This window comes from Curtobacterium sp. MCLR17_043 (assembly GCF_003224215.1).
GTDB lineage: Bacteria > Actinomycetota > Actinomycetes > Actinomycetales > Microbacteriaceae > Curtobacterium > Curtobacterium flaccumfaciens.
Genome location: NZ_QKLH01000017.1, coordinates 72,561 through 85,319 on the forward strand (window position 1 = coordinate 72,561; position 12,759 = coordinate 85,319).

Sequence of the window (12,759 nt, forward strand, 5' to 3'; positions counted from 1 at the left end):
CTCGCTACATTTAGTTCCGCGGGCAGCATCGGAGCCGCTCGCGGGACGGAACGGCAGGGACGCCGGGTCCGGACGGACGGAGACGACGTGCAAGCACACGCCACCGCCAGGAGCGCAGCATCGGTCAGCCGACGCGGGTTCCTGCTGGGAGCGGGCGGCATCGGAGCGGGCCTCGCGCTCGCCGGATGCGCCCCGATCGGGTCCTCGAGCGCCAAGCCGGAGACCATCACGTTCTACGTGTCGAAGCCCGAGGTCATCGGCTACTTCGACGACGTCATCGCGCAGTTCCACCAGAGCCAGTCGAAGGTCCGGGTCGTGCGCGACTCGACCTCGAGCATGTCCGCGAACTTCGTGCGGAACCGGCCGCCGGACCTCGGCTGCTGGAACTACAACTTCTCGGTCGTGCCGTTCGTCGAGCACGGCGCGCTGACCGACCTGTCCGACCTGCCGCAGGCCGACACCATCAACCCCGACCTGTGGCCGCTCATGGAGCAGACCGCCGACTACCCCGGCCGGAAGAGCGCCCTGCCGTACTCGGTGACGGCGGCGTCGGTGATCTACAACAAGGCGCTCTTCGCGCAGCAGGGGCTCGAGGTCCCGACGACGTGGAGCGAGTTCGCCGACGTGTGCGAGCGCCTGACCAAGGCCGGGATCGCGCCGATCTACGGCACGTTCAAGGACAACTGGACGATCGCCCAGGGCATGTTCGACTACTCGATCGGCGGCATGATCGACACCCCGGCGACCTTCGAGGCACTCCGGCGCGAGGGCACGAACGTCGGCAAGGGATCCGCCGTCTCGTTCGAGCGCGACCTGCGGAAGCCGATGGAGCGCATGGTGCAGCTCCGCGCCTGGCACCAGGACGGCGCCGCGAGCCGCGGGTACGGCGACGGCAACCTCGCCTTCGCCCAGGGCAAGGCGGGCATGTACCTGCAGGGGCCGTGGGCCCTCGGCGAGATCGCCAAGACCACGAAGGACATGGACCTCGGCACCTTCCCGCTCCCCGTCACCGACGACCCGGCCGACCGCAAGGTCCGCGTGAACGTCGACCTGGCGCTCTGGATCCCGGAGGCGTCGCGCAAGCAGGAGGCTGCCCGCGAGTTCCTGTCGTTCCTGATGACCAAGCAGGTCAACGACAAGTACAACGCGGACAACAACGGCTTCGGGGTGCGCAAGGACGCTCCCCCGGCGTCGAACCCCGCCCTCCGCGGCATGCAGTCGTACTACGACGACGCAGCCTTCTACCTCGGCGCCTCGCAGCTCATCCCCGCCGAGATCCCGGTCGCGAACTACGCGCAGTCGATCGCCTTCGGCGGCGACCCGCAGCGCCAGCTCCGCACCCTCGACGCCGACTGGGCGCGTCTCGCGCTCCGCACGGCCGCGTAAGGAGACGCCCGAATGGCAACCACGACCACCGAATCCATCACGACGGCGGACCGCCGCCGCCGTGGCGGAGCCGCACCGGGCCTCCAGGCCGGACGACGGGACGGACGACGCAAGCCCCGCGTCGACCCGCTCTTCCTGGCGTTCCTGCTGCCCACCCTGGTGCTCTTCACGCTCGCCATCACGCTGCCGGCGGTGATGGGCATCGTGCTGAGCTTCACGAACTCCGTCGGCTTCGGCGAGTTCCGGTTCACCGGGCTCACCAACTACATCGCGGTGTTCTCCGACCCCGCGATCCTGCAGGCGTACCTGTTCACGCTCGGGTTCTCGCTCGTCACCGTGATCGTCGTGAACGCGATCGCGTTCCTGCTGGCCATCGCGCTGACGTCGAAGATCCGCGGCAAGATCGCGCTGCGTGCGGTGTTCGTGCTGCCGATGGTGATCTCGGGCATCGTCATCGCCTACGTGTTCTCGTTCCTGTTCGCGAACAGCCTGCCGGCCTTCGCCACCGCGATCGGCTTCGGGCCGCTCGAGCAGAGCATCCTGGCGAACCCCGACCTGGCCTGGCTGGCGATCGTGGTCGTCACCGCCTGGCAGGCGATCCCGTCGACGCTCCTCATCTACATCGCCGGCGTCCTCTCGATCCCCGGCGAGGTGTACGAGGCGGCAGCCCTCGACGGTGCCAGCGCGTGGCGGCAACTCGTCTCGATCACCGCGCCGCTGACGGCGGGCTACATCCTGATCAACCTGGTCATCGGGTTCAAGAACTTCCTGAACTCGTACGACATCATCGTCGGCCTGACCGACGGCGGCCCTGGCACCTCGACCACCAGTGTCGCGATGTCGATCTTCAAGGGCTTCAACGGCGGCGACTACGCCTACCAGATGGCGAACGCCACGATCTTCTTCGTCATCGCGGTCGTCATCGCCGTGATCCAGCTGCGGGCGACCCGCGGGAAGGCAGCGCTCTGATGTCCCTGCAAGCACCCCTGCGACCGGGGACCACCGCGACCGGCAGCATCCGTTCCGTCGACGCCGACCGGTCCTCCGGCTCGGGCAAGGCCGGCCGCGGTCGTTCGAACTGGCCCGTCACCGTCGTCCTCGTGCTGTGCGCGCTGTCGGTGCTCGTGCCGCTGTACGTCACCCTGACGATGGCGTTCAAGACCACCGGCCAGGCCGTGGACGGCAACGCGTTCTCGCTGCCGGCACCGTTCAGCGTCGACGGCTTCGTGCAGGCGTGGCAGCTGACCGACTTCCCGCGGGCGTTCGGGGTCTCGGTGTTCGTCGCCGCGATCACCGTCGTCGGCACGATCCTGCTCGCCTCGTTCACGGCCTACGCGATCGCCCGGAACTGGGACCGCCGACTGTTCCGCTGGTCGTTCTTCTACCTGCTCGCGGCGATGTTCCTGCCGTTCCCGGTGCTCGCACTGTCGCAGGTGAAGCTCACCGGACTCGCGCACCTGGACAACCCGCTCGGTGTCGCGATCCTGCACGTCATGTTCCAGCTGTCCTTCAGCGTGCTGCTCTTCACGGCCTTCCTGCGGTCGATCCCGGCGGAACTGGAGGAGAGTGCACGCATCGACGGTGCGAGCACGGGGCAGGTGTTCTGGCGACTCGTGTTCCCGCTGCTGGCACCGATGAGCGCCACCGTCGGCATCTTCGCGTTCCTCGCGTCCTGGAACGACTTCGTGATGCCGTCGCTGATCACCTCCGACCCGGCGCTGCAGACCCTGCCGGTGCTGCAGCAGATGTTCCAGACGCAGTTCAGCAACAACTACAACGTGTCGTTCGCCTCGTACCTGATGGCGATGGCCCCGGCGATCATCGTCTACCTGGTCACCCAGCGGTGGGTGATGGCCGGCGTGACGCAGGGCGCCATCAAGTGACCGACAACGCCGGTGCGCTCCCGACCGACACACACTTCTCGAACCCCTCGACCCAGGAAAGGCCCGACGTGACCGACACCCTCACCCAGCCCGCCACCACCTCGCACGACGAGACCTGGTGGCGCCAGGCCAGCGTCTACCAGATCTACCCCCGCTCGTTCGCCGACGCGAACGGCGACGGCATCGGCGACCTGCCCGGCATCACCGAGCGGGTGCCCTACCTGGCCTCGCTCGGCATCGAGGCCGTCTGGCTCAGCCCCTTCTACCCGTCCGCCCTGGCCGACGGCGGCTACGACGTCGACGACTACCGCGACGTCGACCCGCGCCTCGGCACCCTCGACGACTTCGACCGGATGGTCGAGGCACTGCACGCCGCCGGCATCCGGGTGATCGTCGACGTCGTCCCGAACCACACGAGCGACCGGCACGAGTGGTTCCGCGAGGCGCTCGCAGCGCCCAAGGGCTCCCCCGCCCGCGACCGCTACGTGTTCCGCGACGGCACGGGGCCGTCCGGCGAGGAAGCCCCCGCCGACTGGATCTCGATCTTCGGCGGCCCGGCCTGGACCGCCGTCGGCGACGGCCAGTGGTACCTCCACAGCTTCGCGAAGGAGCAGCCCGACCTGAACTGGGCGAACCGCGAGGTCCGCGACGACTTCCTGCGCACCCTGCGCTTCTGGTCCGACCGCGGGGTCGACGGGTTCCGCATCGACGTGGCCCACGGCCTGGCGAAGGACCTGGGCGAGACCCTGCCCACCTGGGCCGAGCTCGCCGAGATGCCGAAGGACGGCACGCACCCGCTCTGGGACCGTGACGACGTGCACGAGATCTACGCCGAGTGGCGGACGGTCTTCAACGAGTACACGCCGGCCCGCACCGCGGTCGCCGAGGCCTGGGTCCCAGCGCACCGCCGTGCCCGCTACGCCAGCGCCGAGGGACTCGGTCAGGCGTTCAACTTCGACCTGCTCGAGGCCGACTTCGACGCCGGCCAGTTCCGCACGATCATCGAGTTCAACCTCGGCCTCGCCGAGCAGTCCGGCTCGTCGACCACGTGGGTGTTCTCGAACCACGACGTCGTCCGGCACGCCACCCGCTACGCCCTGCCGCCCCGCGCCGGCGGCACCGACAAGCAGGGCAGCGCCTGGCTGCTCGCCGGTGGCTCGCAGGACGCGCTCGACCGGTCGCTCGGCCTCCGTCGCGCACAGGCCGCGACGCTGCTCGAGCTCGCCCTGCCCGGCTCCGCCTACCTGTACCAGGGCGAGGAGCTCGGTCTGCACGAGGTCGGCGACATCCCGGACGCCGACCGCCAGGACCCGGCGTTCTTCCGCAACCCGGGCGTCGACGTCGGTCGTGACGGCTGCCGCGTGCCGATCCCGTGGACGCGCACCGGCTCGTCGTTCGGCTTCGGTCCGGACGGCTCGCACCTGCCGCAGCCGGCGTGGTTCGCCGACTCCAGCGTCGAGGCCGAGGACGCCGACCCCGACTCCACGCTCAACCTGTACCGGAAGGCGCTCGGCCTGCGTGGCCAGCTGCAGTCCGAGGAACAGCTCGAGTGGATCGAGACCGGCCGCGACGACGTGCTCGCGTTCCGTCGGCCGAACGGCTGGACGAGCGTGACGGTCTTCGGCGACGAGCCCTTCGCGCTGCCGGCCGGCGAGCTGCTGCTCGCCTCGGCCCCGGTGGTCGACGGCGCCCTGTCGGGCGTCGGGACGGCCTGGTTGCGTTCCTGACGCGACCCGCGCCCTGGGTGCGACCGGATGACGGACGGGAGGCGCGGTGCCAGCTGGCACCGCGCCTCCCGTCCGCCTGTCGGGGCGTACCTGGGCGAAACGGGCATCCCCGGCGGAAACGGGCGTACCTGCCGGAACCGGGCGTACCGGGTCGAGGGTTCCGAGCAGGTACGCCCGTTCTCGCATCCCATCGCGGCCGTTCTGGGAAGGAAGTCCCGGTAGGGTCGCCGCATGAGCGGGGCGAGCATCAGCGTGCAGGACTTCGTGATGCGGTTCGGGGACCGCAACGTGGTCGACGGGCTGTCGTTCGACGTCGCCCCCGGGGAGACGTTCGGGCTGCTCGGCAGCAACGGCTCCGGCAAGACCACGACGATCCGGGCCCTGCTCGGCATCACCACCCCGACGGCGGGCACGCTGACGATCGACGGCCGTCCCTACCGACCGGCCACCGGCGGCATCGGCTACCTACCAGAAGAGCGCGGGCTGTACCGCAAGGAGTCCGTCATCGACGTGATGACCTACTTCGGGCGCCTGCGCGGGCTCCGCGGTGCCGAGGCGACCGCGTGGAGCATGGACTACCTGGCCCGGGTGGGGCTCGCCGACCGCGCGAAGCTGCGCGTCGACAAGCTGTCCGGCGGGCAGCAGCAGAAGGTGCAGCTCGGCATCACGATCATGGACCAGCCCCGGCTGCTCATCCTTGACGAACCGACCAAGGGCCTCGACCCGGTGAACCGGCGGCTCCTGCTCGACCTGGTCGACGAACGGAAGGCCGACGGCGCGACCGTGGTCCTCGTGACGCACCACATGGACGAGGTCGAGCGGCTCTGCGACCGCATCCTGCTGCTCAAGGACGGCCGGGCCGCCGCGTACGGATCGGTGCCCGACGTGCAGGACGCCTTCGGTGGCGCCGTCGCCCGTGTGGGGCTCGACGGTCCCGTGCCGAAGTCACCGCTGTACCGGCTCGCCCGCCACGAGGGGCACGTCGCCTACCTCGTCCCGACCCAGGCCGCCGCTCCGGACGGTGCGGACGTCCTGGCAGAACTGGTCGCGGCCGGGGTGCACGTCACCGCGTTCGAGATGCGCCGGATCCCGCTCGACGAGATCTTCGTGCAGGTCTACGGGCACGACGCCCTCGCTGCGGCGTCGACCGACGGGGCAGCGGCATGAGCAACCTCGGCACGGTCGTCCGGTTCGAGTTCGTCCGCGCGGTCAAGAAGCCCGCGTTCTGGATCGGCACCCTCGCGCTGCCGGTCGTCATCGTGGTCGTCTCGTTGCTCGTGGGCATCGGACAGGCAGCCGGCACCAACTCCGTGGTGTCCGGGTCGTCGGCCACGAAGACCCCGTTCCACTACGTCGACGAGTCCGGCCTGGTGTCGGAGTCCGTGGCCGCGAAGTGGGGTGGGACGCCGTCCACCGACGCCGCCGCCGACCGCGCAGCCGTTCGATCCGGTGACCTCGACGCCTTCATCGTGTTCCCGTCGTCGCCGTCCACGACGGCCATCCGGGTCGACGCCGCCGACCGCGGACTCTTCGCGAACGGGGTGTACTCGTCGCTGGCCGAGCGGGTGCTCGAGCAGAGCGTCGCCGCCTCGGTCGACGACCCCGAGACCGTGCAGCTGCTCCGCAGTCCGCCCGCCACCGACGTCACCACCTACGCGGACGGCCGGGTTGCCCCGGGCTGGCTGTCCGTCGTGCCGCCGTTCCTGTTCGTCGCCGCGTTCTTCGGGCTCGTCATCCTGCTCGCCGCCCGGATGGTCACCGTCGTGGTCGAGGAGAAGGAGAACCGGATCTCCGAGATGATCCTGACCACGGTGACCGCGGGCGACCTGATCCGCGGCAAGGTCATCGCGATGCTGCTCGTCGGCTTCGTGCAGGTCAGCGTGTTCGTCGTGCCCGGCCTGGTCGGGCTGCTCGTCGCCCTGCCGTTGGTGTCGTCGCAGCTCGGTGGGCTGACCGTCGACCCGTGGCGGATGGTCACCGGGGCGCTGCTGCTCGTCGGCGGGGTGCTGCTGGCGTCCGGGCTGTTCGTCGCCGTCGGAGCCGCCGTCCCGTCGATCAAGGACGCCTCGGCCCTGCAGTCGGCGGCGATCTTCGCGCTGATCATCCCCCTGTACGCGGCGTTCTTCGTGATGACGACACCGACGTCGCCCGTCGCGCAGTTCTTCACGTACTTCCCGACCTTCACGCCGATCACCGCGATGGTGCGGAACGCCGTCGGGGCCCTGACCGTGACGGAGTCGGTGGTCTGCATCGTCGAGGTGTTCGTCGTCGCCGGGCTGCTGCTGTGGTTCGCGGAGTACCTGTTCCGGCACTCGGTCGCGCAGTACGGGTCGAAGGTGACGGTGCGGCAGATGCTGTCGTGGACGCGGGGGCGGCGGGGCTGACCTCGTCGGTCGGTGCCGCACGACGTCAGACGCGGACGGGTGCCTCGTCGAGGTCCCACGACGGGACGGCGTGCCGCTTCCAGCCCTGGCGCAGGGTGTTCGCCGCGCGGTCGAACTCGACCAGGACGTCGATGTGCGGGCGGACCAGCATCTGGATCTGCAGCCCCTCGTAGACCGAGAGCAGCTGGGTCGCAGCCTGGTACGCGGGGATGCCGGCCTCTTCCGAGCCCTTGTCGAAGTCGCGCTGCAGCCCGACGGTCAACTGCTCGGCGTACTCCTCGAACCGCTTGCGGAACAGTTCGGCGAACCCTGACTCCGAGCTGGCCACGGTGATCAGCCCCGCGAGCACCCGGACGAGCCCGGGGTCGGCGACGTCCTCGGCCAGGGTCAGGCGGACGTGCTCGATCGTGCACGTCGGCGGGTTCTTCCGCCGGGTCCCCCGCAGCTGCGCCCACCGGTCGTAGGTGACCAGGAGCAGGGCGTGCCAGGTCGGGAACAGCCGCTCGACGGTCTCGAGCGGAATACCGGCCACCTCGGCGACGACCGCCGCGTCGACGGTGTCGAACGGGTGCAGCCGGTAGGCACGGATGGCCGCGCGCACCGTGCGCTCTGCGAGGGACTCGTCGTCCTCGACGCGTTCGCCGTGCAGGGGTTCCATCCGACCATTGCAGCGCATTCCGGGCCGTTTGTCTCGTCCCAGAGCGGGGGCCGTGCTCCGGGCCGCGTCAGCGCGTCGTGATCACGGCGGTCAGCCGACGGTGACGGGCGCCGCCGGCGGGCGGACCCGCTGGCGCATCCACACGAAGAACCCCGTCAGGGTGAAGACGCCGTAGAAGACGTACATCAACCCGGAGGCGTAGTACCCGGCCGAGAACAGCAGCGGCACGCCGACCAGGTCGACCGCCACCCAGATGAGCCAGAACTCGACCCACCCCTTCGCCATGCCGTACGTGGCGAGCAGCGATCCGACGAAGATCCACGCGTCGCTCCACACCGGCTCGTAGGACCCGAGCGCGCGGAAGACGGGGGTCAGCAGGGCGGTGCCGCCGACCATGCCGACGACGAGCAGCAGACGGGTCCGCCAGGAGGCCCAGCGCGGGTCGATCACGGTCGTCGCGTCCTCGGGGCGGTGCGTCCACCGGTACCAGCCGTAGATGCTCACGATGATGAACATGACCTGACGGCCGGCCTGCCCGAGCAGGTTGACGGGGTTCGGGGTGTCGAAGAGCGCGCCCATGAAGACGGTGAAGAGCAGGGCGTTGCCGACCAGTCCGACCGGCCAGGCCCAGACCTTCCGGCGCATGCCGCCGAGGGCGCTGAGCAGCCCGAAGACGTTGCCGATCACCTCGCGCCAGAGCACCGTCTGGTCGCCGATGACGATCTGCGCGTCGAACAACCAGCGCACGATGCCCATGGGCCCTCCTCGTTTCCGGACGGTGCAACGACGCGGTGCGTACCGGCATTCCTTCTGTGGGCGCTCTGCACACGCGGAGCGCACACCCAGAAACCGGGGTACAAAACATGTCCTCCCTAGCGGGGACAAAAATGACCCCTGTTCTGGGGCCCGGGTGAACGCCCGTTCTCGCTTGTCGGCACTTTGGGGGACAGGTAACGTCGACACCAGAGCGAGTCCAGCCCGCCCGAGCAGCAGCACATGCGCTCCGAGGCCCGGCGACCGCTCTCGGCACCGGTCAGCCGCGACCCCCTCCAACCACTGGGTCGATGACAACCTCCCCACCGGACACGACGCCCGAATGTCCCCGGTGGGCTTCAGCGTGCCCGGAGCACGCAGGAACGGATCCACCCCATGCACAAGATCGTCACCGGTGCCATCGCCGGCGCAGCAGGCGTCGCACTCCTCCTCGGCGGTGCGGGCACGTTCGCCCTCTGGAACGCCAGCGCCTCGAGCGCCGCGTCCGCCGTGAGCGCCGGCACCCTGACGCTGAGCGCCAACAACGACGGTGCCTGGACCGACATCACGAACGGTCGTTCCACCGCGATCGACCCGACGAAGGCCCTGATGGTCCCGGGCAACACGTTCCAGTTCACCCAGACGCTGAACATCGGTGCGACCGGCCAGGACCTCAAGGCGAACCTGACCTACGCCAACCAGAGCATCACCGGCGACGCCGCGCTGCTCGCCGCCACGACGAAGACGCTGGCCGTCACGTCGACGAGCGCCTCGGTCGTGCAGTCCTCGTCGAACACGAACACCTTCGTGGTCTCGCCGTCCTCGTCGACGTCGACCGTCAAGGTCGTCTTCACGGTGACGCTCCCCGCATCGGCGACCACTGGTCAGGGCGGCTCGATCAACCTCAGCGCGCTGGCCTTCACGCTGACCCAGACCGCGATCGGTTCCTGATCCCCCGATCGCACCCCACCGACCACGACGACCAGGAGCACGCACATGACCGCCACATCGCGGACGACGGGACGCCACCGCGCAGCCCGACGGTACCGCTGGGTGTGGCCGGTCGCGATCGCCCTGGTCGTCGCGGTCGGAACGGCGCTCCTCGGCGCCGGCGGCACGTACGCCCTCTGGAACGGGACCGCCAGCACTGCAGCCACCACGGTGCGCTCCGCCACGGCGACCGTCACCGTCGGCAGCACCACGGCGATGAACACCGCGGTCCTCGGGCCGGGCACGAGCACCACCGGCACCTTCACGGTGCGGAACACCGGCTCGGTCCCCCTGTCGATGCGCGTCACGACGACGGCCTCCAAGTCGTCCGTCGCGGCGGCGACCGGTGAGCTGACGCTCCACCTCGCGATGGTGTCCTCGGCCGCGAAGTGCGTGCCCGGGCTCACCGGCACGAGCGCGCGGCTCGCCACCTTCGACACCGGCACCGGGTCCTTCACCCTGCCGGCCGGGGGCAGCGGCATCGCCTGCCTCGAGATGGCCCTCGACGCCGACGCCCCGCAGAGCGTCGCCGGCGCCACCACCGACTTCACCCTCACCGTCACGGGAACGCAGGTCTCCGCATGAACCGCCGCCTCCGGCTCCTCGTCGCCGTGCTCCTCACCGCCGTGTTCGTCGGTGGCACCTCGAGCGCCGCGTGGGCACTGTGGAGCGCGTCGGGCACCACCGCGGCGAGTACCACGGTCGGCACGGTCGCGGCGTCCATCAGCGGCACGAGCGCCCTCACCACGGCGTTCTCGTCGAGCGTCACCTCGACGACGAAGCCGATCACCCTGACCGACTCGGGCACCCTCGCCGGCACCGCCACCACCACGGTCTCCGTCGTGTCCGGCAGCTCGACCGCGCTCGCCAAGGCCGTCACCGTCGTCGCCTGGCCGGTCGCCTCGACCGCGGGCTGCACCACGAGCACGGCCGTCGGCACCGGGTCCGTCACCGGCACCTGGGCGTCGCTGCCGAGCATGAGCGCGAAGCTCGCCGCCGGCGCCTCCGCCGTCTGGTGCACCCGCAGCACCCTGCAGTCATCGGCCCCGGCCGGCTCGACCGCCAAGGTGAACGTCAACCTCACCGTCACGAGCGGCACCTGGACCTCGGGCGTCGTCGCCGGCGGTTTCACCCTGACCACCCCGGCAGCGACCGTCGACACCACGCCCTCGCTGGTCTGCACGGACCACGGCGGTTGGTACGTCGAGATCCGGTGGGACGCCGCGAACCGGCCGATGGACACCTGGTACGGCGCGTTCGTCGGCTCGACCCCGGTCGGGCAGAAGGCGCAGGACTACTCCGCGTTCATCACGATCGCCCCGCCGGATGTCCCCGCGAGCGCCGGCACCGCTGGCACGCTGACCGTCACCGTCAAGGTGCTCGACAGCGCCGGCAACCCCACGAGCACCGTCGCGGGCACCGGCAAGGTCACGCTCTTCACGCAGGACAACGGGGCGGCGATCCGATGCGGCGCATGAGCACCCCCACCCCGCGCTCCGGCTGGCGCGCCGTCGTCCACGCCGTCGTGCTCGGTCTCAGTACCGGACTCCTGCTGCTCGTCGCGGCCCTGGCGGTCGTGCTGATCGTCGTGCCGAAGGCCACCGGCTCGATGCCACTCACCGTCCTGACGCAGTCGATGGAGCCGACACTGCCGCCGGGGACCCTGCTCGTGGTCCGTCCGACCCCGATCGACGACATCCGGGTCGGCGACGTCGTGACCTACCAGATCGTGTCCGGCCAGCCCGCGGTCGTCAGCCACCGCGTGGTCTCGGTGTCGTCGTCGTCCGACGGCGAGCGGACCTTCGTGCTCAAGGGCGACAACAACGCTGCGGCCGACCCGGCACCGGTCACCGCCGTGCAGATCCGCGGCGTGGTCTGGTACTCCGTGCCGGAGATCGGCATCGTCAACCAGGTCGTCAACGGGTCGCGGAGCTGGCTCATCCCCGCGGTCGCCGGCGTGCTCCTGACGTACGGGGCAGTGATGATGACCGCGGGCTTCGTGAGTGCCGCACGTCGTCGCCGCGCCGGCACCAGCCGCGCCGGCACCAGCCACGGACGCCGCAGCGCAGCGCACCACGTCGAGCGGACCACCACCGAGACGACGACCACCACCCGGTCTAGGCTCGGTGGACGTGACGGACGGAGTGCAGCGGGCGCGGGAGCTCCTCGACGCAGCGGCCCGACGGCTCCGCGCCGCGGACGTCCCGGACGAAGCACTCGGCGAGTACGTGCAGCCGAAGGCCGTCCTCGGGATCCGTCGTGACCCGACGATGCGACCCCTCGGCCGGGTGTGGCGGGTCGGAGCACTCCTGATCGGGTCGTCCCCCGAGACCGCCGGCCGTGTCTGGGCCACCGGGTCGATCACCCGTGTCACCGAACCCGGTCGGTCGCAGTACCAGTCGGTCTCCGCCGAGGTCCGTCGCGCCTACCGCGCCGCCGCCGCGAAGGGGCACTTCAGCGCCGGTGACACGGTGAACCACGGCGCCGTCCCGATCCCCGTCGACGACTCCCTGGTCGGCGCCGAGGGCGTGCTCGTCGTCATCGACGACGTGCCGTCGGTCCGGTGGTCCCCAACCGCCGGCGCCGCGGTCCCCCTCGCCGACTACCTGGACGACCGCGTCGGGCTGCTCGTCGATCCCCCGCGGGGCGCGACCGACTGAGGCTGCCACGGCCACGGAATCGCACGGTGCGGGGTTCGTCGTGCGGTGCCGGGTCACCCCACCCGTGCGAACTTGCCCGCCCCGTGCCCCGCCACGACCGCGCACCCAGCCACCTCCGCCGCCCCGACCCACGAACCCCGCACCGTGCGGCTGCGGGTGAGCCCCGAGTACGCGACCACGGAGCCGCACCGTGCCGGGTTCGTCGTGCGGTGCCGGTTCCTCGCGCATGCGCACGGTGCAGCGGCGGCAACTCCGTGCGCGTTCCCGCTCCCGGTGCGAGCTCGTGCCCAGAGCCACACCTGTCTCTTATACACATCT

The 12,759-nt window shown here is 70.5% G+C and carries 13 protein-coding genes; 11 read left to right on the plus strand and 2 right to left on the minus strand.

Annotation, left to right across the window (positions count from 1 at the left end; genetic code table 11):
- Positions 1-87 precede the first annotated feature (87 nt).
- The 6 genes from DEJ03_RS15305 (at position 88) to DEJ03_RS15330 (ending at position 7,380) form a co-directional block, all read left to right on the plus strand.
- The gene (locus DEJ03_RS15305) at positions 88-1,386 is read left to right on the plus strand and encodes an ABC transporter substrate-binding protein (RefSeq protein ID WP_110865282.1); all 1,299 of its coding nucleotides are present in this window, start codon (positions 88-90) and stop codon (positions 1,384-1,386) included.
- 12 nt (positions 1,387-1,398) lie between these two features.
- Positions 1,399-2,355 (plus strand): carbohydrate ABC transporter permease, encoded by a 957-nt coding sequence (locus DEJ03_RS15310; protein WP_110865283.1) that lies wholly within the window; start codon positions 1,399-1,401, stop codon positions 2,353-2,355.
- On the plus strand, positions 2,355-3,269 hold the full coding sequence (locus tag DEJ03_RS15315) for a carbohydrate ABC transporter permease (RefSeq protein WP_071405176.1): 915 nt from the start codon (positions 2,355-2,357) through the stop codon (positions 3,267-3,269). The genes DEJ03_RS15310 and DEJ03_RS15315 overlap by 1 nt, the downstream gene beginning before the upstream one ends.
- Before the next feature lie 68 nt (positions 3,270-3,337).
- Positions 3,338-4,996 (plus strand): glycoside hydrolase family 13 protein, encoded by a 1,659-nt coding sequence (locus DEJ03_RS15320; protein WP_110865296.1) that lies wholly within the window; start codon positions 3,338-3,340, stop codon positions 4,994-4,996.
- 231 nt (positions 4,997-5,227) lie between these two features.
- A complete protein-coding gene (locus tag DEJ03_RS15325; RefSeq protein WP_071404266.1) occupies positions 5,228-6,163 on the plus strand; it encodes an ABC transporter ATP-binding protein in 936 nt (311 codons plus the stop codon).
- Entirely contained in the window at positions 6,160-7,380 is a 1,221-nt protein-coding gene (locus tag DEJ03_RS15330; protein WP_110865284.1) for an ABC transporter permease, read from the plus strand. Before DEJ03_RS15325 ends, DEJ03_RS15330 begins: the two co-directional genes overlap by 4 nt.
- A gap of 25 nt (positions 7,381-7,405) precedes the next feature.
- Here the strand turns inward: DEJ03_RS15330 and DEJ03_RS15335 are convergent, their stop codons facing one another.
- Positions 7,406-8,038 (minus strand): hypothetical protein, encoded by a 633-nt coding sequence (locus DEJ03_RS15335; protein ID WP_071404264.1) that lies wholly within the window; start codon positions 8,036-8,038, stop codon positions 7,406-7,408.
- 90 nt (positions 8,039-8,128) lie between these two features.
- The gene (pnuC, locus tag DEJ03_RS15340) at positions 8,129-8,794 is read right to left on the minus strand and encodes a nicotinamide riboside transporter PnuC (protein ID WP_110865285.1); all 666 of its coding nucleotides are present in this window, start codon (positions 8,792-8,794) and stop codon (positions 8,129-8,131) included.
- 393 nt (positions 8,795-9,187) lie between these two features.
- Between pnuC and DEJ03_RS15345 the strand changes: the two genes are divergently transcribed.
- Genes DEJ03_RS15345 through DEJ03_RS15365 form a run of 5 tightly spaced genes read left to right on the plus strand, consistent with a single transcriptional unit; the run spans position 9,188 to position 12,441 of the window.
- Positions 9,188-9,742, plus strand: a complete 555-nt coding sequence (locus DEJ03_RS15345; RefSeq protein WP_071404262.1) for an alternate-type signal peptide domain-containing protein — start codon at positions 9,188-9,190, stop codon at positions 9,740-9,742.
- A gap of 45 nt (positions 9,743-9,787) precedes the next feature.
- On the plus strand, positions 9,788-10,366 hold the full coding sequence (locus DEJ03_RS15350) for a TasA family protein (protein ID WP_110865286.1): 579 nt from the start codon (positions 9,788-9,790) through the stop codon (positions 10,364-10,366).
- Positions 10,363-11,259 (plus strand): hypothetical protein, encoded by an 897-nt coding sequence (locus DEJ03_RS15355; protein ID WP_110865287.1) that lies wholly within the window; start codon positions 10,363-10,365, stop codon positions 11,257-11,259. The genes DEJ03_RS15350 and DEJ03_RS15355 overlap by 4 nt, the downstream gene beginning before the upstream one ends.
- Positions 11,256-12,044, plus strand: coding sequence for a signal peptidase I (locus DEJ03_RS15360; RefSeq protein ID WP_258370868.1), 789 nt, complete (start codon positions 11,256-11,258; stop codon positions 12,042-12,044). Before DEJ03_RS15355 ends, DEJ03_RS15360 begins: the two co-directional genes overlap by 4 nt.
- Complete coding sequence (locus tag DEJ03_RS15365; protein ID WP_110865289.1) at positions 12,010-12,441, plus strand: hypothetical protein; 432 nt, start codon at positions 12,010-12,012, stop codon at positions 12,439-12,441. Before DEJ03_RS15360 ends, DEJ03_RS15365 begins: the two co-directional genes overlap by 35 nt.
- Positions 12,442-12,759 lie beyond the last annotated feature (318 nt).